Raw genomic sequence first — 20,438 nt, 5'->3', positions numbered from 1 at the left:
AGTCAAGCAAGCAATCCAAAATCCAAAATTTAAAATCTAAAATTTAGGGTAGTGAGTTAAATTTAACCCACCCTGCTACATTACCTAAATTAATGATGGTGGTGATGATGATGTTCACTGATGTGGGTATTCACCGTCAAAGCTTCCTCTGACAATAATTGGCTAATATATGGATTTGCCCATTCTGCGGCCATTGCCAAAAATTCTGGGTTGTCATTTACACAATCCATCTGTATATAATCCACACCCGAATGCTGTTTTTCTAAAGCATGGATAATATGATGTACATCTAACAGAGTTTCGTGGTTTTCTGTAGCAAAGCCAATAGGCATAAATATAATGGCTTTTGCACCTAATTGAATCAGATTTTTAGCAGCTTGTTCGGCGTTTGGCTGCGTCCATTCAATTAAGGGGGTGTCGTGATTTAACCAACCCACCGAGATTAAAGGATAACGATTAATTAATTTATCCCGAACTAAATCATATAGTGCTTGACTTTCGGTAATCCCAGAGGTGAAACCTTTGGCTTTGTGGGGACAACCATGATTCATCAACACGATACCGATTTGGGAAGGTAAGTAATTTGCGGCTAAGTCAGCGTTAATTTTTTCTTCTACTAGATGCGCCATCAAATTAATGTAGCCAGATTCGTTGTAGAAAGAAGGAATATAACGCTGGCCTTTTACCCAGTGTTCTTCTCCATCAGCTATTTCTGCTAAAGCATTGTTGACTTGTTCAATCGCAATTCCACTAGTGAATATAGAATCAACAACCAACAACGGGTAAATCAGTAGTTTCTCAAATCCCTGATTGTGAATTTCTGTTAAAACCTGCTTTGGTAAAAACGGCGCACAAAAGTTAAAAGCTTTGAAAACTTTAACGCGATCGCCCCACTTAGCTTGTAAATTTTGTTCAATACCTGCGCGTTGCTTTTCAAAAATAGCATTGTGTGGCGAGATGAAATCGTGGTGCGTATGACCCCATTCATGGCGGTCAAATAAAGCTAGCAGCCTTGCTAGAGGCGGGTAAATCCACGTTGGGACAGGAGCGAATTTTGCTGTGAGTAAATTTAAGGCTTGTTCGTTATAGTTCGCAAAATCTTCGTAACTTTCGACTTCACCGTAACCCATAAGCAATACCGCTACACGATCTTGGCTTGGTAGATGCTCGTGGGTGTGTTGCAATTTTTCTGGAGTAGCAACCACAATCAATTCCTCAATAGAGACCAGAGTACATAGTCAAAGCTAAGTAATAGCTCTATGTATTTTTTTGCATGATAGATCATTAATCCCTTCCAGGGGGATAGGATAAGTAGAAAATTAACAACAATACTTCAAAAGACATACTTATACTTAGTAGCTAGCAAAAATTATCATCTTAGCTCTTCACGAAAAATCTGATACAGATGTAAACCCCCAAAGCTCTGCTGCGTCTAATTTTTTGATTGCGATAGCGCAGCGTTAGCGAATCTTTGAGCGTCGGAACGAGCGTCGCGTCCGCCACGAATTGTGAATTGGTATTAGCTCTTCACTACTGGCTAAAGCGTTTTTTGCCTACACAGTGATTGTCTATTTTTTTAGTTGGAAGTCCCTTAGTAGCAATATGAAATCCCCGACTTTTTCAAAAAGTCGGGGATTTATTTGTATATATAGCAAAATCTCTAATTTACTGTCGCATTGAAGGAACAGCAAAGATTCGGCTGCTAATCGGAATCCGAAAGTTAACTTGGTTAGCTTGGTTAACATTAACAGAAGATGCCTGCTCTGTATTTTCAGAGATGACATTTGCTTTATTATTAGCAGAATTTTCTGCTTTATCTACTGGTGATTGTGCATCCAGTTTATTGTTAGCAGAAACTTTTTGAGACGAAACATTATCAGAGGTATCAATGTTTGAATCACTGGCAGTTTGAGCTTGGCATGGAGTAGCCATGAAATTAGAGACTGTACCTAACAGTAATAACAGCAGAGTCAGACTAAATAGTTTCATTATGGTGAATAAATTTTTGAACTTAAGGCTTTAGTTGCGTCATGCTTTAAACCAAAAATTCTGATTTATATCGCTCATGGCAAATCACTGACTATGTATGTTGCTATGTCAAACCAATGAATGCAATATAAAACACTCAAAGCAACTCAAAACGCACTATAGATACACACTGATTTAATAAATATTGGATTTGCTAACGCGGCTCACAACGCAACTATAAGCAATATAGAAGCAAATCTGCAAAGAGATAAAGCGGAAAAATACTGATTTTTATTTATAGCCAACTTTATGTAAATATGCTTGATGCGCGCATTTTACGATCTAAATACGTTATTTATGTGAATTTAAAATAAATTAGAAACCTAAATATTAATTGTAACTAAATATTAACTAAATTAATCTCAATTACAGGCAGAAACTTTAAAAGCCTCTATTAAGTCTTTATATTTGCTGTGCAGTCATAAACCTACTGATTGTGCAATTGCCAGCTTCGATAAGCTATAAAAATAGTGAGAAATTAAGTCTCCAAAATATATGAAATTTACAAACGTTAAGAATTCCCTAATTGTGATGTTAGCAATTTTTAGTTATTTACCTACAGCTAATGCACAAACCCCGGTTAAGGAAACATCTTTGTTGTCTCAAGAAGTCGCTACTTTACGCAAACAAGGGCCTCAAGGATTGCAAACATTTCTCAAATCTCATCAAGATGCACTCAACACAGGCGTTTTAGGTGCGACAGTTCCTAATGCTAAAATTCGAGCTGCTTTAGATGCACTCTGTCAACAGCGAGACTGCTACGCCTCGCATTTGTATTGGTACACAGATTTAGAACAAGCTAAAGCTGCGGCTAAAGCTAGTGGTAAACCAATTTTATCTCTGCGTTTGCTTGGGCGATTGGATGAGGATTTAAGTTGTGCTAATAGCCGCTTTTTTCGAGTTGCACTATACCCTAACGCAGCAATTTCTCAAGCACTACAAAATCGGTTTATTTTACATTGGCAATCAGTACGTCCTGTACCAAAAATTACAATTGATTTCGGCGATGGGCGGAAAATAGAGCGTACAATTACGGGTAATAGCATTCATTATGTGTTAGATGAGTCAGGCCGTCCAATTGATGCGATACCAGGATTGTATAGTCCGCAGGCGTTTTTACGCCAGTTACAACAGGCTGAGGTTGTAGCCAAAGAATACAGCAAAGTTCCTTTGGCACAACGCCAAGCGTTCTTACAAAAATACCATAGCGATCGCCTAAATGCTATCCAATCCCAATGGCAAGCTGATTTATCTCGTTTGGGTATTCAGTCACCACCAAAGTTAAGCAATACAAATCAACCAACAGCCGAAATTGCTGGTTCTCTCGCTGTTACCAAAATGGCAATAGAAAACCCAATGCTGAATGCTTTGCGGCCTAACACTACCCAAAATCGAGAAAATTTAGCAGCAATTACTGACCAAGAAGCCTGGAATAAAATTGCTCAACTTTATGCTGCTGATGCCAAACTAGATCAAAATAGCATCTCTTTAATTACAGCCAAAAAATTCCTCAATACCAAAGCTGAAACTGGAAATTTATTAAAAACAATCAATAAATTTGAAGCTTTAATGGCTTTAGATACGGTAAGAAACGAATATATGCTACATAGCCAAATTCATCAGTGGTTTTTGCAAGATGCTCAGACAAGCGACTTGGCGAAATTAAACGATAAAGTTTACGCTCAACTATTTTTGACACCTAATTCTGACCCTTGGCTAGGACTATTAGCCAGTGATGCTTACAGTGCTATTGATGGTGAAGGTTTGCGTTAATTATGGTGATTATAGGCGTTGCTCATTCAGGGCATAAATTTTGTTTTTCAGCCCAAAACATTGAGTTGTCTTGGTTGAAAAACCTGAATTTACGCCGGATTTAGGCAACGCCTGTGCATATATCAAAGATAAAATTATCGGCACTTGTAGAAGCGTTGTATATTATGCTTCTAGAGGATTTATAGAATGTCTCTGCTGATAGAGTTGGTAACTGACATATACCTATAGGGGTAGATGTTTGAGCCTTTAGGTAGAAGTTATAAATAAGAATAAAGCTTAATGTAATGAATAAAAGTTATCAAGCGTTAACAAAATATCGCTGCGTTGAGCAAGTTGAGAGCAATATCAAAATTTACGATTGCCGATATGAATAAAAAATAAAATACCAACAAAATTAGTAATTATTTTTGATTTTGCTTTTTAGTTGTAAATAAAATTTTATCTATTTTGGGAGAAAGTAGGATATATAGCTAAATCCTATCAATACTTAAACTAGCTAAAATAGTATCCCAATCTCCTAAAGTAGATGAAGAATAATAGATTATTTAGACTCTAGTTTAAATAAAATTCATAAGTCAGAATCAATCAGTTTTATGTCTGAATATCCGACTGATTGAAGACTACCAAATTTTCAATTTGGTAGAGGGTTTAACGCGTTTATTTATCCGCATATTTGCACAGAATTTCTCAGATGAACTCTTGCTCCTGACTCCTGAATTTTATTTGATAATTCCTTGTATAAGTTTTTTGAATTGAACTATTTTGCGAAAATTCGGCAAAATAAGGAGCAGAAATTAAAAGTGAATATTGAAAGACTGATTCAAAGTTTAGAATCTATGTATCAACCTTTAGCAGAGTTACACCAAACTGCTAGAATTTTGCCTTGGATTCCATCTGATTTACTGCCCCAAGCTTATCAAGAATTATATAACAACTCTAAAATTTTACAATTGGCGGCAGAAGAGTTATATCAGCAAAATGAAGAATTAATTAGAACACAGAATTTATTAGAGTCGGAACGGCAGTATTATCTAGAATTATTTGAGTTTGCACCAGATGGCTATTTAGTCACGAATACAGCAGGAGTCATCGAAGATGCTAATGCAACCATCACAAAATTACTCAACATTTCTAAACAGTTCCTTGTGGGCAAAGCAATGATTAACTTTGTCTGTCTAGAAGAACGCTCACACTTTCGTAGTAAATTAAATCAGCTAGCCCATATCAATAAAACCAAAGAGTTAGTTCTTCGCTTACAACAACGTTATGGCGAATATTTTGATGCAGCTGTAACAGTCGCAGCAATTCGGAACCAACAGGGCGAAGTTACACATTTATTTTGGCTGTTGCGGAACATTAGCGATCGCCATCCAACTGCATTACAATTAACAGCAAATTCCCATGAGTTAATTCAAAATCGTCCTGTATACAAACATCCCAAAGGCGAAAATATTTCTCTCAACACCTCAGTGATTTGGTATGTTTGTCGGGGCTGGGTGAAACTTAGCACCTTTAGTGAAACAGGCGAAGAAGTGCTATTAGGCTTGGCAAAAAACCAAATGGTGTTTGGTTCGAGTATGACTGCTTTATCTGTTTACCAAGCGACAGCCTTAGCAGATGTTGAGTTAGTACCAATTTATGTCTCAGAACTAGCAGTTAACCAACCACTCAGCCATATTTTGTTACCAAAAATCACGCAACGCTTACAACAAACAGAATCATTTTTAGCGATTTCTCGCAAGCAATTAGTCGAAGACCGTCTGCACTATCTCTTAGAACTACTCAAACAAGAAGCTGGTGAACAAGTAGACAATGGTACTCGCATTAGTATCCGCTTTACCCATGAAGAGATTGCTAGTGCTTGCTGTACAACTAGAGTTACAATTACTAGGCTATTGAGTAAATTACAACAACAAGATTTAATTTCTTTTGATGCAAAAAAACATATGGTTTTAAAAAACTAAAATGATTCCGCAAATTACTACTCAACGTTTAATTATGCGGGGATTTTGTGAATCAGACCTGGATGCTTATGCTGATATGTGCGGTAATCCTGAAGTGATGCGTTATATCGGTGCAGGCCAACCTTTATCCCGTAGTGATGCTTGGCGAAATATGGCAATGATAGTCGGTCATTGGCAACTACGGGGTTATGGACTGTGGGCGGTAGAAGAAAGTCAAACTGGGGAAATGATTGGTCGGGTGGGCTTTTGGCAACCAGAGGGCTGGCCTGGGTTGGAGATTGGCTGGTCATTAAGGCGGGCTTATTGGGGATTTGGTTTTGCCACAGAGGCCGCAACAGCCGCAATGAACTATGCTTTTACTCAGTTAGAGCGATCGCATTTGATGAGTTTGATTCATCCCCAAAATCTTGCTTCGGTGCGCGTCGCCGAAAAAATAGGCGAAAAATTGCAAGGTACAACCGAGGTTTTGGGAACAGAAGTATTAGTCTACGGCATTAGCCGAGAAGAATGGCAAATGATGTAGAAATATCATCAGGTGTTCTGCCACACAACCTCTTGTTATAAAGTGTATTTCATACTTCATACTACCCTACGGGAAGCCACCCAAAGGGTGTCTACACACTTTATACTTATATAGTGACCTTGGACAGCACAGCATCAGGCTACATTTTGGCATTGGATTTGGGTACAACAGGCAACCGTGCTTTTGTGTTTAACGCAGTGGGTCAAATTGTCGGACAAGCATATAAAGAACTCACACAGTATTATCCCCAGCCAGGCTGGTTAGAGCATGACCCCCAAGAAATTTGGCAAGATACTCTCTGGGTAATGCAAAATGCGATCGCAACTGCTCAAATTTCCCCAGATGCAATTGCCGCCTTGGGATTAACAGTACAGCGAGAAACTTGCTTAATCTGGGATAAGACTACAGGTAAACCACTACATAAAGCTATAGTCTGGCAAGACCGCCGCACCGCCCCACTTTGTCATCAACTACAAGCACAAGGCTATGCAGCAGAAATTTATCAACGTACTGGCTTAGTAATTGATGCTTATTTTAGTGCTACCAAGCTTGTATGGTTGTTAGATAACGTTGGCGATATTGACCTGAACAATATTTTGGCAGGGACTATCGATACTTGGGTGCTGTGGAACCTCACAGGCGGGAAAGTCCATGCGACAGACCACAGTAACGCCAGCCGCACCATGTTAATGAACCTCAAAACCTGCGAGTGGGATGAGACATTATTAGAGATATTCAAAATTCCGGCGCAGATTCTTCCCCAAATTCAACCAAGCTTAGGCAGATTTGGCGTGACTGATAAAGCCTTAGTGGGTGCAGAAATTCCCATCACAGCTATTTTAGGCGATCAGCAAGCAGCTTTGTTTGGTCATGGATGCGATCGCCCCGGCTTAATGAAATGCACCTATGGCACAGGTAGTTTTTTAGTCGCTCACACTGGCTCAGAAATTGTGCGTTCTCAAAATCAACTGATTTCCACCTTGGCATGGACGCAAACTAACGATATTGGGAAATTAAATATTGGTTATGCCTTAGAAGGCAGTATGTTTACCAGTGGTGCTTGTATCCAATGGTTGCGCGATGGCATTAAACTGATTAACACTGCTGGCGAAACCGAAGCAATGGCGAATCAAGTGAGCGATAACGGTGGTGTGTACTTTGTGCCAGCCTTTAGTGGACTGGGTGCGCCGCACTGGGATATGAACGCCAGAGGAACCTTCTTTGGCATCACTGCCAGTGTCCAACCCCAACACTTAGTCCGCGCCGTTTTAGAAGCGATCGCTTATCAAGTTGTAGAAGTAGTTCAAGCCATCAATACTTATTCTCCCACACCGATGGGACGGTTAATTGTTGATGGTGGTGCTTGTGAGAATAATTTTCTCATGCAATTTCAAGCTGATGTTTTAGGTATTCCTGTCGAAAGGCCAAAAATGCGCGATACAACTGTACAAGGTGCAGCTTTTGGTGCTGGTTTAGCGGCTGGATTTTGGGATAGTTACACAAAACTAGTTAGCCAAAGGCAGATAGACCGCATCTTTGAACCAAATCAAAGCAGAGATGTCCTGGCTAACTTTGCTACTTGGCAAAAGGCAGTTCAGCGCAGCCTCGATTGGGTAGATTGAGATGATCATTAGGACTTAGGGACAAAGATTGTCTGTGGAGGCTGGGTGTAAGGGTGTCGGGTGTGGGGTTAATGGGTTTTGGATACATACACCCCAACCCCCAACCCCCTGACTTAACAAAGGTTTTAGGACTTGCAGTGAAAAGTCAGCAGACAGTAGTAGAGGCGCGATATATCGCGCCTCTACAAAATTTAAGGAATAAGCATAGAATCTGCACATTAAGAAGCTTCCCAGCCTGTTTCCTCAACCCTGTTTTCTAGCATCTATAAAATCAGCTTTGTATCCAAAGTATAGAAGCCGACTTGATTGGGTATCCTAGAGAATCGTCCTGTTCGATAACCTCGTGATAACTCGTTGAGTACCTTACTTTTGACTTCTTTAACATCTTCTGGATCTAGTTTGCCATAGAGTCCATTGATGACTTCCGCCACGCCAAACACTTTACCTGGATATTGGCGAAAGAAAGTAGTTAAAGCATCAATCAAAAATTGCCCTTCGTAAGGCTTGAGCATAGGTACAACTTTTGTCTTTGGTTGGACTACAGGTTTTTTCTTTTTAGCGTTAGCAGTCCGAGAGTTAGTGCTAGTTTTGGCATTGACCAAACTCAAATCCAGAGTGTAACAACCAGGCTCATTTGGCATTCCAAACCAAACTTGCCTTTCTCTACCTTGTGTCAGTGAAGATTGGACTCTGCCTTTGACGACCTTAAACACATGGGGATGTAAATCACCATAAAGCGATCGCACAATAAAATCTATATGGCAAACAGTACCCAGATGTTCTTGCAATAGCTTTTTAATAGCATCCATCCGAGTCAGATTTGCATACTCGGACAGCATCGGAATATCTACATTATTGAGAGAGTTATCTTGATTTAAGGAAAACTCTTGAGTGTACTTTGCAGTTGGTGTAGATTCATTCGTTGCTAGAGAGTCAGAGCCTTGCAGATTTGACTCTAGACTGGGCAATTCCCTCTCGTCTGATGGCGATAACAGCAAGTCTTTTTTAGGAGTAGTCAGCATTTCATTGACTACTTCAACTGTCAGCAAACCGTTGCTAGCATTTGCTGGCGAAACCCAACTAGATAACAAAGATTCTACATTCGTGAGTTGCGATCGCGCTTGTTTGTAAAGGTTATCGTACTCTTCTACAAGCTGAATGTAGTACTCTCGTAGTTCCAGCAGAGGCGAAATTAAAGTCTGAGGAGGAGGAGCTATTTGCAATTGTTCTTTCATAGACCCTCAAATCAACCTAAATCGGTGTCACTTTTATAAGTCATTGGTCTTGGTTTAGCTTTTTGAGATGTCTGTAGAGATTTGCGGGGTGCTTGTGGTGGACGACAGCTTTCACAATATAAAGGACGAGGGCCATAAGTCTCGCGTTTGGTTGTCTGATTGCACTCTTTACAGACAAAGTGAAAGACCCTAGTGTGAATTAGTCGTTTATGCGCTCTAACGGTGTACTCGTGTATGTCAATGTATTTACTTGCCATAGTCCAGAATAGTGAATTTCAATTCTATTAATATAGCTATTCAAGCAAATGAAATTGAATCAGTGTGTGTTGAATTGTAAGTTTTGTTCAAACAACTGATGAATTTCAAAAGCTAGCGTTGCAGATATTGGTTGAGTGAGTCTATACACTCATCAATAAGCTATCTTACGACAGAGGCATCAATATTCTTCCAACTTAGATTTAAGCCTTCTGATAGTGTTTGCTTTATAGTCAGTCAGTTTAGCTTGAGAGTGTGTATCTACCATATCATTGTGGAGAAAAAATTATGCCTGGTGGTCATGCAAGTCATCAAGGAACTGGCAATAAACCTAATACCAATGCTGATAGCATTATGGATATGGCAGCTGACGAAAGCGTGAATCCTGAAGATGTATTACTCGAAGGAGCTACTACAAATATCACCAGAACCCAAGAATTTGTGGATTTTCCTCCAGCTATTCAACGTCCAGACGAAGAAGTAGAAACTCAAGACGAACAAAAGTAAAATAAAACAGTCTTTGGTTATACCATTTAGCAAAATTACCTCGCTCAATATATAGCCAACCTCAATCATTCTTGAATAGCAATATCCTTGACCTTTTCAAGAAGTCGGTGATCAGTCGCTCATTAATTTTCTCAAATAAGATTGCTATGCTCAACAGCCTTTAAGACAGTCTGATTCAGTCAGAACAACTTATACGCTTCTCACTACTAGGAAAGTTAGATAAAATGCAGATTCTTCAACTTTTTCATCAATTCAATAGATGGAAGTTTATCAAATTATTGAGCCAGACACTAGCTTTAGGAGTGAGTGCTAGTGTTTTATTGTTTAATGCTGATGCTTATGCTGCCGAGCAAGTAATTTTAAAATATGGTAGCTTTCAAGGGTCTGTGACTGTTCAAGAATTGAATCAGTTTGTCAAAACAGGCAAAACTACACCGAACTTGAAAGCTTATTTGCAGACAGCTAAACAAGACCCAGCATTAGCACGCCAAGCACTCACCGCCGGACTAAAAGCTGAACCCGATTATGTCAATAGCATACTCTCTGGTTGGGCGGGGCCAATTTTAGTTAATCAAGTTGGAGAAGTATTTCATCCACCTGCGGGCGAACTCAATGTACAAGCACTGCGAACATCTGTGACTACATCTGTGAGGCAAGATGGAGAAGTGACACTACTAGAAGCTATTAGTAATTATCCAGAAAATTCGCTGGAAGTTGAAGGCGATCGCATTATTCCTGTTTATGAAAGACTTAGCAGTCTAGCAAAAATCTTCTAACTTTAGGACTAGAGATTGGGTTTAGGGTTTGGGGTTAATTTGTTTTGATACAAACACCCCCATACGAATGCTACTAAGTTAAGCATCAACCCTTGATATGCTTGGCTTAGAGGGTGTAGGGAATTAAGAAGATGTGAACTCCCAAGCACAATTAAAATTTAATTGTCTTAAACCCTACACCCTGCCCTGACGAAGTTTCACTTTTTCTTAGCACCATTCCACCCCCACACACCTGCACCCTTGCTAAAACCTTAATTTTTCGTTCTCTTGCGTAAGTCCTAAATAAGTAGTGTTGTAAACTATGCTTCAGGGGCAAAAAGCCTACAAGCTAGAAGTTAATCAGATGCTTAACTTTTGGTACTTCAGTTACACCAGCAGAGGCAATGATTAGATTTGTTACACTGATATGGGCGTACTAGTACAAGCAGGTTGAGGTATGAAGTCTAAAGTATGAAATAAAGAAAACAGTATACTCAGCTTGGCAGCAATTTGTAATGGGTGCTGGATTTCGGTACTTGGGCTACTAGTTCCTGTTTGGGTGCTGAGTCACAACAAATTGCGATCGCTTGTAATTTCACAGTCTTTTTTGAATCATGCTGACTCAGCACTACCTATGGAGAATTTAGCTTGATGTTGCTCGGTCTGCGAATCGAAAACTTTGCCCTCATAGACCAACTAGAATTAGAATTTGGTGCTGGGCTGAATGTCTTAACAGGTGAAACTGGCGCAGGAAAGTCAATTATATTAGATGCCATTGACGCAGCTTTGGGTGGCAAAGTCTCTAGTCGAGTCATTCGGACTGGGACGAGTCGAGCTTTGGTAGAAGCAACTTTTAAATCTAGCCCCTTTTTAGCGGCTTGGTTGACCGAACAGGAAATAGATTTAATAGATGACAACTCAATTGTCATTAGTCGAGAAATTACAGCCACAGGTAGTAATGTCCGCAGCCGATCGCGCGTAAATGGTGTATTGGTAAATCGGCAGATTATGGTAGGATTGCGCGATCGCCTTGTAGAAATTACAGCCCAAGGTCAAACAGTCCAAGTCGGACAACCAGCCCAAGTCCGAGAATGGTTAGATGTCTACGGTGGTGAGGCTTTAATTCAGCAACGCCAAGTTATTGCTACTGCTTATAGTGCTTATCAACAAGCGCATTTAGCCCTAGAAAAACGCCGCACTTCAGAAAGAGAACGCTTACAACAACTGGACTTACTTACCTACCAAGTACAAGAGTTATCAACAGCCAACCTCAGCGATGCGCAAGAATTAGAACAACTCACACAAGAACGAGAACGTCTCAATCACGTCGTTGATTTGCAGCAGATGAGTTACAAAGTCTATCAAGCTTTGTATCAAAACGATGGTGACACTCCAGCCGCCGCCGATTTAATTGGCGACAGTGAAGCCACCTTAAATGACATGGTGGAATATGATAGCCAACTGCAATCTTTATTAGAGTTGGTGCGGGAAGCACAAACCGCAGTTGCCGAAGTTGGAAGACAAATTAACGCCTATGGTGACAGTTTAGAAGCCGATCCCCAGCGATTAGAAGAAGTAGAAGAAAGAATTCGAGAATTAAAGCAAATTTGCCGCAAGTACGGCCCAACCCTCATAGAAGCGATCGCTTATTATCAAAAAATTCAAGCAGAATTAGCAGAACTTAACGACAGCGAACAATCTATCGAAAGTTTAGAACAACAAGAAAAAATCTGTTTTGATAAACTCACCCAAGCTTGTGACAAGTTAACTAAACTGCGTTCTCAAGCAGCAGCAAATTTAGAAACCCGCTTAATATCAGAATTAAAACCGCTAGCAATGGAAAAGGTAAAGTTTCAAGTAGAAATTATACCGATTGTGCCAACTGCTGCGGGTGCAGACAAAATTACCTTTGTGTTTAGCCCTAACCCAGGGGAACCCTTACAACCGTTAACAGAAATTGCTTCTGGTGGGGAAATGAGTCGGTTTTTATTAGCTTTGAAAGCTTGTTTTTCCCAAGCCGATTCCGCCGAGACATTGGTATTTGACGAAATTGATGTGGGTGTTTCTGGGAGAGTCGCCCAAGCCATCGCTGAAAAATTGCACCAACTCGGACAAAGCCATCAAGTATTGTGTGTGACTCACCAACCTTTAGTAGCAGCAATGGCTGACCGCCATTTTAGAGTTGATAAGCAAATTATTACTCAAGGCAAAGGTAAAAAAGCAAATAACGGTAGCACTGAACAGCGTACCGTTGTAAGAGTAACTTATTTAGATAACCTAAATACACGCAGGGAAGAACTAGCACAGTTAGCTGGTGGTAAATCGGCCACTGAAGCAATCGCTTTTGCTGATTCTTTGCTAACCCAAGCCGCAAACCATCGTCGCCAAGAACTAGCTTGATAATTGCAGTGATGTGTATGAGCAAGAATGTATGGGTGTAGTTTGACACAACTCATCTCTACACCCGTTCATCATAGCCAATCGTTATATAATACCAATTAAGAAAATAATGGCGGTTAATAAATTGACTTCAAACCAGAAGTAGACAGTAATTCTCAATCCAAACTCTTGAATGATCTAAACTTTAACTTCGTTTCTGGTTTGTGTCTATTCTCTGCCCTACTTATTGAGCAATCTGCTGCTTACGCTTCATTCTTAAAGCGATGGCGATTGTCGCAACAGCACCAATCAACATACTGGGTTCAGGAACTGCGGCACTGTTAGTGAAGCTTCCTGATTTGGTGATGTTAACTAACATCTTTTCTGTGTTGTCACTGTAAAAAACATCGTTAACAGCCAAGAACAAAAACTTAGCATCAGTGGGAATTTGAATGGTCATCTGGCCAAAGATGCCGAAAATACCATCAAATAATGTTTGTTTACCACAGAGTCTACCAGGATCGTTGATAGAAGCACCATCACACATATAAGCACTTTTGGAAGAATCGTAGGTAGAACCTGCGTAGTTAACAGAGTCAAATAGAGTGCGAGAAGTCCAATTTGTCTGTGTGTAATTATATTTACTAGCATCGCTAGCATTGAGTCCAATAGCATCAACTACGCGTTGTGTTACCGATGAATCAAGTAGGGTATCTGACGTACTGAATACCCCAATCATGTCATTTCTGTATCCAGGGTTCCAAACACTCCAGTTAAATGCACCAGAAGTATTCAAATTGATGGAGTCTCCACCTTTAAGACCTAAATCTGCTAAAGAAATGGCTTTGGTGTTTCCTGCTGTGGTGGTCACACCGTTGTAATAAGTGGTATCGACGTATGTTTTAAGAAAGGTATAAGTGGGATCAATTTCCAAAGATGCAGCCTGAGCTTTAGTAGTAGAGAACAACCCTAATCCTGCTAGGCCAGAAACTATCAAAGTACGCCAAAGTCTCTTCATTTTTCTATGTTTTACTGCCTACCTCTCTAGCTTAAGTAACAAAGGCGTAATAAAGTATAAAATGGCATGAGTGTTTAACGAAATTAGGATAAATTTTCCGGGCTAGTTTTGACTGTTTTATCAGTAAATCTGACGCTATTAAAAGTATCAAAAAAGAAATTGAAGAGAAATTCTATATCCAGTAGATTTACAAATTGCGCCTCAGATGAAGTTCACAAACTCAGGATTGAAGTATCAAGATTGTCTTTTAAGGCTGGGGATAGTTTGAACCCTTTCCCCAACTCTAATTTTTTCTTTTTTAGGCTGAAGCCCTAGCCACTAAATCGCGTAAAAAACGACCACTGGGTTGAATGAATTCGCCAGAACGCACAACTCCCACAGGAATCAGCTTTTGTTGGGCGACTAGTTTTTCTTCTAAAGCATCAAAAAAGCACCATTCACCCTCGACTAGCTGCAATATGGAAATGTCTGCGATGGAGCCAACTTTTAAAGTACCAAGTTCAGTTTCAGCTTTTAACACACGGGCTGGGTTGAGTGTTACAGCTGCGATCGCTTTTTCTAAGTCTAATCCCAAAGCTACCAGTTTAGAAATCGCGCCACACAAACTATAGGTCAGGGTGGAATCGTCATGAAGATTTTTAAAACTACCATGAGCGTCACTACTGATAGTGTCAGGAAACACGCCTTGCGCTAACATCCGCCGCGCCACAGCAAAACTGAATTTTAACCCGTGACCTAAATCTAAAAGTATGCCTTGCTCAATTGCCGCTAATAGCCATTGTGGTATTTGAGTACGTATTCCCATCAAGCCATCTGGTTGACAACTGTAACAATGGCCTAGAATGTCTCCGGCTTTCATATAAGTCAGCGCATTCTCAACCAATTTTTCAGGGTTGGGTCGATTAGCTTCTACTACGGGAAATAACTCGCCTGTATGCACATATAAAGGTAAATTAGTTTGATCGCCTATTTGTCGAGCTAATGCTAAAACACCCATTCCCCAACGCGATATCGAACCAGAATCAGCATGAACTTTAAACCCACGCACAATCTGAGGATTTGCTTGTGCCAATTTGATTAACGTTTCTATCTTGACTTTTTGCGGGCTTTCTAAGCCTGATAAAATACTACCTATGGTTTGGTTAGCTGCATGATTAACTAACAAAAAGCTGCGAACATCGGTTTTTGATTTGGCAATAACTTCTGATTGAAAGCCCGCAAAAGTAAACGGACTACTACTACCTTGGTCAACAATAGTCGTTACGCCAGCATTAATCCCCACATCATCTGCGGCTACGCCAAAAGTTGTTGCCCATTCGTAGACATGAACGTGTAAATCAATAAATCCTGGACAAATTAAATATTGACTAGCGGCAATTTCTTGCTTAGTTTCGTAAGGCGGTAACTGCTCGGCGATCGCAGCAATTTTACCATCACAAATAGCAACATCAAAACGCCCATTTAATGATTGACTAGGATCAATTACCCAACCATTTTTTAAGACTAAATCGTAAGAATTTAACTGAGTATGCATAAAAACCTCTTCAATATAGGGCTGAGTGGAAAGTGCTGAGTGCTGAGGAGAACAGCAGAAGATTTTCCACTCAGATAAATCTGGCTTTACACATATCTTGCACGCCTGCGACTGAAGTCGCGGCTACACAGACAAAACCCTTGATATTGCGTTAGTCCGCGTAGGCGGACTTCGTTTGTATAGCCGCGAATTCTATTCGCTGGGGCTAGGTGCAAGATGTGAATTTAACCTTCCACAAGCAGGGCTATTTCCTGCAATGTCTCTAACAACTGATGAATTTCTTCGACGGTGTTGTAGTGTGCTAATCCAATTCGGAGTAAGCCACCACTGGCTTCTAAACCTAATTTTTCAATTAAACCGATCGCATAAAAATGACCGTGCCAAGTAAAAATTCCCCTCTCGCCTAAGGCTTGCGCCACACTTTCAGGGGTTTTTCCCGCCAGGCGAATTCCGACAGTAGGTGTACGCCAACTAAAGCGCGCCGGATCTTTGATGCCATACAAAGTTAGTCCAGGAATTTCTAACAGTCCAGAAATTAACTTATGGCTGAGTTCCCGTTCGTATTGCTGAATGGCAGACATGGCTGCGACTAATGCGGCGCGGCGGCTGTGATAAGCCGAAGCGATGTTTGATGGATCTGGTGATTGCAAAAAGCGCGGACAACTAAATGTTTGTAAACCTTCTTTGTCAGCGGTGATTAAAGCTGTAACTAGTTCGCTATCAATTGCGGGAGAAACATGACAACCTAATTTAGTTAAATAGTTAACTGCGGCGACAACTCCTGCTAATCCTTCATGATTGAGAGTACCTGTTTCCCAACGCGAGGGAACTTCATTGGGTGCGGGTTGGACTTTATAAGGTTGCAAACGTTCTAAATGCTCTCGTTTACCATACAAAATCCCGACGTGGGGGGCGAAAAATTTATATGCAGAACAAGCTAAGAAATCGCAATCTAAGGCGTGGACGTTGATTGGTGCGTGAGGTACATAATGAACGGCATCCACAAATAGCCACGCACCAACAGCATGAGCCAAACGCGCGATCGCCGCAACATCGTTAATTGTCCCGACAGCATTGGAAGCATAACTGACAGCAATTAACTTAGTACGTGGATTAATTAATTGTTCCAGTTCGCTCATGTCTAAGGTGCAATCTGCAACATGAATATCTACAACGCGGATAGTTGCACCTTGTTCTTCTAAGGCATACCAAGAAGAGACATTGGCGTAATGGTCAAGCCTGGTGACAATAATTTCATCTCCTGGCTTGATTTCTCGACCAATCGCCCGACTAAAAGCGAAGGTGAGGCTGGTCATATTAGCACCAAATACCACCTCTTCACTGCTGCATCCTAAAAAATCAGCGATCGCCGCCCGGGCAGAGGCGATCGTGGCATCAGTACGCACACTTGTAGCAAAAGTTCCATGCGCGTTGGCATTTGACCTCACCAGATAATCACTCATCGCATCCAGTACCGCCCCCGGCACTTGAGTACCACCCGGCCCATCAAAAAAAATCGCAGGTTGACCATTAATGGTTTGCGTCAGTGCGGGAAACTGACCGCGTATCCATTTTAAGTCGAGAGCTTCCATAGCAGACTCCCAGGTTAATTATGTTTTATCTATATATTGAGCCGCAGCAAAAGATTTAATTTTGGTATTTTATTCGAGTTTAGGTGGCTAAATATACATTATTTAATAATAAAATCACCTGATTTTTACTTAAAAAATACCCGATATATCTCTGCTAACTTTGCTAAAGTTAACAGGTCATAACAAAAAAATATACTTCGCTGTCAGGTTCAAGATAACCATTAATTACACGAAAAGTGTTTGTTGTTAAATCAAGTTAATAATATTTAATGCTTGGATATATTGGTTTTTAGCTTGATGATTAAACATCCTTGTAGAGTCAGGGAATTGCGCACAGACAATAGGTAACAAAATATCTAGTAGTAACCAATTTAGCAGTTAAAGCCTGCACTGTTGGGAATGCAAAGAATATTTGCGTTTAATTCTCTGCGGAAATTTAATATTAATCTAGTTCGCTACAATAACTATAGTTGATGTTGGAAATTCTCAAAGCAACCTAATATTTTGATATGTTTATGCATTTTTCTAAAATAGCAGCTATTTTTATGGCTGCCGGCGTTAGCATCGGTACACTTTTGAGTGTTGTACCTCCCGCTTCAGCACAAGAAATCATTACTTGTTCTAGCCAGAATAATCGCCGAAATACTTGTTCAGTACCTACAAGCGGCAGAGTTAGATTTGTTAGACAATTGTCTGATGCTAGTTGCAGAGATAACTGGGGGTACAGCAGAAATCGTATTTGGGTGAGAGATGGTTGTCGCGCTGAGTTTGCCATTGGCGATAACAACGGTAGATATGAAAGAAATGGCAGAAACAGAAACGGTAGATTTTACAGAAACCGTCGCTATGACAGAAATGGGAGGTACGACAGGGATAATGACTACCGCATTGATAGAAATGGCAGAGATGATAGATACGATCGCCGCGACGACTATGATAGAGATGATAGGTACGATCGCCACGATGACCACGATAGATAAATAATAGTCAAGCGATCGGCTTCATAACACCAGCATTCCACCTCAGAACACGAACATTCTCACTTAAAACTAGAATGTTCTCGTTGGCAACACAAACGTTCTTGTTGATCACAGGAACGTTTTCGTTTAGAACAAGAATTTTCTCACTGGCAACAGGAACATTCTTGTTTGAAACATGAAACTTCGAGTTCAGAACACGAAACTTGGAGATAAAAGCTTGATTGATCAATTTGGGAAGTTGAATTTTACTGTTGTGAGTTGAGGCGATGTCTAATCACCTCTGCCTGCTATCTTGAAACATTAGGCTTCGTCCTGATACGCCTTAATTTTGGTATATAAGCTGGCAACTGTTTCTTGGGCAAATAGTTTTTCTTTTAGTTGTAAATAGTCGCCTTCATTTAGTTTACAGGTTGCCCAAAATTTCATGACCTTCGATGGTTCTAGGTGAGTGAGTAACACCTGCATTACTTCTTGTAAATTTTCTTGTTCATTAATAACTTTAATTTCCACTTTATACCTCAAAAATAAAATTATTGGGGTTGATGACTGTAAGTGATAAATTTTGACATCGGTTGATTAATCTTTTGTCACAGGTAATGAAGTAATCACTTTGAGAAGCTTCGGCACAAGCCACATGAAGTGCATCAATAGGTTTAATTCCTTGTTGTTCTAGTTGTTCTGCCCTCATTTTAATATTTTCATCTACTAATATTCTCAATGTAGCTATTTGTAAGTATCGCTCCATTGATTGCTGATTAACAACAAAAGGATTACGACTATTTTCATAGTCTAGAACTGAAGAACTAACCAATTCTATCAGTCTTGCTTCCACCATTTGTAAAATTAAGATAATGGCTTGTGTTTCCAGAAAGATTTTTGGCTGTGTTTGGTCGTCAAATGGACGATTATAAATACTGGTATCTAGATAAACCCTGGTCATATAGACTTTTGTAAAACTTTACCTTAAAATAAGCGATCGCAAGCAATGTGTAACGACAAGCCGCTTTGCTTCTACGTACATTATTTTAGATTTTAAGTCGAGCGATCGCCCTCAGAACACTATCATTTCACCTGCGAATAAGAAACTTAAAGCAAAAAGGTAAAACGCTCGCCCTCAGAACATCATTATTCCACTTCAGAACAAAAAAATTCTCGTTTATAACAAAAACATTCTCACTTGAAATGACAACATTTTCGTTTAGAACAAGAACGTTCTCACTTAAAACAGGAACATTCTCGTTTGAAACATGAAACTTCGAGTTCAGAACACGAAACTTGGAGATAAAAGCTTGATTGATGAGGTTGGGAAGTTAAATTTTACTGTTGTGATTTCAAAGAGTCGCGCAAAGATGCTAAATTTTCACGCACCATGACACTATGAGGATGATTTATTCCTAACTGTCGCTCAAAAATATCTAAAGCTTGGATGTACGAGGGTTCGGCTTCGCTGTCTTTGCCTTGGAAGTAGTAGAGTTGTGCTAGGTTGTTGAGGCTAAGTGCAACATCGGGATGTTCTTCGCCCAGGAGTTTGCGCCTCAGTGCCAAAGCTTGGATGTAAAAGGGTTCGGCTTCGCTGTCTTTGCCTTGGGAGTAGTAGAGTAGAGCTAAGTTGTTGAGGCTTTGTGCAACATCGGGATGTTCTTCGCCCAGGAGTTTACGCTTCAGTGCCAAAGCTTGGATGTAAAAGGGTTCGGCTTCGCTGTATTTGCCTTGGGAGTAGTAGAGTAATGCTAGGTTGTTGAGGCTTTGTGCAACATTGGGATGTTCTTCGCCCAGGAGTTTACGCTTCAGTGCCAAAGCTTGGATGAACAAGGGTTCGGCTTCGCTATATTTGCCTTGGGAGTAGTAGAGTAGAGCTAGGTTGTTGAGGCTAGTGGCGACATCGGGGTGTTCTTCGCCCAGGAGTTTGCGCGACAGTGCCAAAGCTTGGATGAACAAGGGTTCGGCTTCGCTATATTTGTCTTGGGAGTAGTAGAGTAGAGCTAGGTTGTTGAGGCTAGTGGCGACATCGGGGTGTTCTTCGCCCAGGAGTTTGCGCGACAGTGCCAAAGCTTGGATGAACAAGGGTTCGGCTTCGCTATATTTGTCTTGGGAGTAGTAGAGTAGAGCTAGGTTGTTGAGGCTAGTGGCGACATCGGGGTGTTCTTCGCCCAGGAGTTTGCGCGACAGTGCCAAAGCTTGGATGAACAAGGGTTCGGCTTCGCTGTATTTGCCTTGGGAGTAGTAGAGTAGAGCTAGGTTGTTGAGGCTAGTGGCGACATGGGTATGTTCTT

General features: G+C 40.5%; 18 protein-coding genes. 8 read left to right on the top strand and 10 right to left on the bottom strand.

Annotated features, from left to right (window positions below; genetic code table 11):
- Positions 1 to 89: 89 nt before the first annotated feature.
- Positions 90 to 1,205, bottom strand: a complete 1,116-nt coding sequence (locus H6G69_RS19810) for a ferrochelatase (protein ID WP_190690855.1) — start codon at positions 1,203 to 1,205, stop codon at positions 90 to 92.
- A gap of 460 nt (positions 1,206 to 1,665) precedes the next feature.
- On the bottom strand, positions 1,666 to 1,989 hold the full coding sequence (locus tag H6G69_RS19805; RefSeq protein WP_190690854.1) for a hypothetical protein: 324 nt from the start codon (positions 1,987 to 1,989) through the stop codon (positions 1,666 to 1,668).
- 534 nt (positions 1,990 to 2,523) lie between these two features.
- Between H6G69_RS19805 and H6G69_RS19800 the strand changes: the two genes are divergently transcribed.
- From H6G69_RS19800 to glpK, 4 genes are all read left to right on the top strand, one after another.
- On the top strand, positions 2,524 to 3,801 hold the full coding sequence (locus H6G69_RS19800; protein WP_190690853.1) for a hypothetical protein: 1,278 nt from the start codon (positions 2,524 to 2,526) through the stop codon (positions 3,799 to 3,801).
- An 800-nt stretch (positions 3,802 to 4,601) separates the two neighbouring features.
- The gene (locus tag H6G69_RS19795; RefSeq protein ID WP_190690852.1) at positions 4,602 to 5,765 is read left to right on the top strand and encodes a helix-turn-helix domain-containing protein; all 1,164 of its coding nucleotides are present in this window, start codon (positions 4,602 to 4,604) and stop codon (positions 5,763 to 5,765) included.
- 1 nt (position 5,766) lies between these two features.
- Complete coding sequence (locus H6G69_RS19790) at positions 5,767 to 6,288, top strand: GNAT family N-acetyltransferase (RefSeq protein ID WP_190690851.1); 522 nt, start codon at positions 5,767 to 5,769, stop codon at positions 6,286 to 6,288.
- 110 nt (positions 6,289 to 6,398) lie between these two features.
- Positions 6,399 to 7,910, top strand: a complete 1,512-nt coding sequence (gene glpK, locus H6G69_RS19785) for a glycerol kinase GlpK (protein ID WP_397326957.1) — start codon at positions 6,399 to 6,401, stop codon at positions 7,908 to 7,910.
- Positions 7,911 to 8,173: 263 nt separating this feature from the next.
- On the opposite strand, the gene H6G69_RS19780 is transcribed toward glpK, so the two are convergent.
- Positions 8,174 to 9,145, bottom strand: coding sequence for a hypothetical protein (locus H6G69_RS19780; RefSeq protein ID WP_190690850.1), 972 nt, complete (start codon positions 9,143 to 9,145; stop codon positions 8,174 to 8,176).
- Between the two features lie 11 nt (positions 9,146 to 9,156).
- A complete protein-coding gene (locus H6G69_RS19775) occupies positions 9,157 to 9,402 on the bottom strand; it encodes a hypothetical protein (RefSeq protein WP_190690849.1) in 246 nt (81 codons plus the stop codon).
- A gap of 286 nt (positions 9,403 to 9,688) precedes the next feature.
- On the opposite strand from H6G69_RS19775, the gene H6G69_RS19770 reads away from it, so the two are divergent.
- The 3 genes from H6G69_RS19770 (at position 9,689) to recN (ending at position 13,062) form a co-directional block, all read left to right on the top strand.
- A complete protein-coding gene (locus H6G69_RS19770) occupies positions 9,689 to 9,907 on the top strand; it encodes a hypothetical protein (RefSeq protein ID WP_190690848.1) in 219 nt (72 codons plus the stop codon).
- Between the two features lie 278 nt (positions 9,908 to 10,185).
- Complete coding sequence (locus H6G69_RS19765) at positions 10,186 to 10,683, top strand: alpha/beta hydrolase (RefSeq protein WP_242072120.1); 498 nt, start codon at positions 10,186 to 10,188, stop codon at positions 10,681 to 10,683.
- A gap of 630 nt (positions 10,684 to 11,313) precedes the next feature.
- Positions 11,314 to 13,062, top strand: a complete 1,749-nt coding sequence (recN, locus tag H6G69_RS19760) for a DNA repair protein RecN (protein ID WP_190690846.1) — start codon at positions 11,314 to 11,316, stop codon at positions 13,060 to 13,062.
- Positions 13,063 to 13,285: 223 nt separating this feature from the next.
- On the opposite strand, the gene H6G69_RS19755 is transcribed toward recN, so the two are convergent.
- The 3 genes from H6G69_RS19755 to H6G69_RS19745 form a co-directional block, all read right to left on the bottom strand.
- Positions 13,286 to 14,059: a hypothetical protein gene (locus H6G69_RS19755; protein ID WP_190690845.1), complete on the bottom strand. Its 774-nt coding sequence runs from the start codon at positions 14,057 to 14,059 to the stop codon at positions 13,286 to 13,288.
- Between the two features lie 298 nt (positions 14,060 to 14,357).
- Positions 14,358 to 15,593, bottom strand: coding sequence for an amidohydrolase/deacetylase family metallohydrolase (locus H6G69_RS19750; protein WP_190690844.1), 1,236 nt, complete (start codon positions 15,591 to 15,593; stop codon positions 14,358 to 14,360).
- Positions 15,594 to 15,817: 224 nt separating this feature from the next.
- Complete coding sequence (locus tag H6G69_RS19745; protein ID WP_190690843.1) at positions 15,818 to 17,185, bottom strand: cysteine desulfurase-like protein; 1,368 nt, start codon at positions 17,183 to 17,185, stop codon at positions 15,818 to 15,820.
- Positions 17,186 to 17,730: 545 nt separating this feature from the next.
- Between H6G69_RS19745 and H6G69_RS19740 the strand changes: the two genes are divergently transcribed.
- Positions 17,731 to 18,165, top strand: coding sequence for a DUF3011 domain-containing protein (locus H6G69_RS19740; protein WP_190690842.1), 435 nt, complete (start codon positions 17,731 to 17,733; stop codon positions 18,163 to 18,165).
- Positions 18,166 to 18,465: 300 nt separating this feature from the next.
- Here the strand turns inward: H6G69_RS19740 and H6G69_RS19735 are convergent, their stop codons facing one another.
- The 3 genes from H6G69_RS19735 to H6G69_RS19725 all read right to left on the bottom strand — a co-directional run.
- The gene (locus tag H6G69_RS19735) at positions 18,466 to 18,675 is read right to left on the bottom strand and encodes a hypothetical protein (RefSeq protein WP_190690935.1); all 210 of its coding nucleotides are present in this window, start codon (positions 18,673 to 18,675) and stop codon (positions 18,466 to 18,468) included.
- 1 nt (position 18,676) lies between these two features.
- Positions 18,677 to 19,105, bottom strand: a complete 429-nt coding sequence (locus tag H6G69_RS19730; RefSeq protein WP_190690841.1) for a PIN domain-containing protein — start codon at positions 19,103 to 19,105, stop codon at positions 18,677 to 18,679.
- 377 nt (positions 19,106 to 19,482) lie between these two features.
- Positions 19,483 to 20,438, bottom strand: a 956-nt coding sequence (locus H6G69_RS19725) for a tetratricopeptide repeat protein (protein WP_190690840.1), incomplete at its 5' end; no start/stop codon positions are given.

The sequence above is a fragment of the Nostoc sp. FACHB-110 genome, assembly GCF_014697425.1.
In the GTDB taxonomy this organism is placed as follows: domain Bacteria; phylum Cyanobacteriota; class Cyanobacteriia; order Cyanobacteriales; family Nostocaceae; genus Nostoc_B.
The sequence above is the reverse complement of the archived record's forward strand: the minus strand, read 5'-3'. Positions and strand labels throughout refer to the sequence as shown.

Bases quoted from the DNA above. Each gene is read 5' to 3' on its own strand.
- H6G69_RS19805 (WP_190690854.1), bottom strand. From the start codon at position 1,989: ATGAAACTATTTAGTCTGACTCTGCTGTTATTACTGTTAGGTACAGTC.
- H6G69_RS19800 (WP_190690853.1), top strand. From the start codon at position 2,524: ATGAAATTTACAAACGTTAAGAATTCCCTAATTGTGATGTTAGCAATT.
- H6G69_RS19790 (WP_190690851.1), top strand. From the start codon at position 5,767: ATGATTCCGCAAATTACTACTCAACGTTTAATTATGCGGGGATTTTGT.
- H6G69_RS19780 (WP_190690850.1), bottom strand. From the start codon at position 9,145: ATGAAAGAACAATTGCAAATAGCTCCTCCTCCTCAGACTTTAATTTCG.
- H6G69_RS19775 (WP_190690849.1), bottom strand. From the start codon at position 9,402: ATGGCAAGTAAATACATTGACATACACGAGTACACCGTTAGAGCGCAT.
- H6G69_RS19770 (WP_190690848.1), top strand. From the start codon at position 9,689: ATGCCTGGTGGTCATGCAAGTCATCAAGGAACTGGCAATAAACCTAAT.
- recN (WP_190690846.1), top strand. From the start codon at position 11,314: ATGTTGCTCGGTCTGCGAATCGAAAACTTTGCCCTCATAGACCAACTA.
- H6G69_RS19755 (WP_190690845.1), bottom strand. From the start codon at position 14,059: ATGAAGAGACTTTGGCGTACTTTGATAGTTTCTGGCCTAGCAGGATTA.
- H6G69_RS19750 (WP_190690844.1), bottom strand. From the start codon at position 15,593: ATGCATACTCAGTTAAATTCTTACGATTTAGTCTTAAAAAATGGTTGG.
- H6G69_RS19745 (WP_190690843.1), bottom strand. From the start codon at position 17,185: ATGGAAGCTCTCGACTTAAAATGGATACGCGGTCAGTTTCCCGCACTG.
- H6G69_RS19740 (WP_190690842.1), top strand. From the start codon at position 17,731: ATGGCTGCCGGCGTTAGCATCGGTACACTTTTGAGTGTTGTACCTCCC.
- H6G69_RS19730 (WP_190690841.1), bottom strand. From the start codon at position 19,105: ATGACCAGGGTTTATCTAGATACCAGTATTTATAATCGTCCATTTGAC.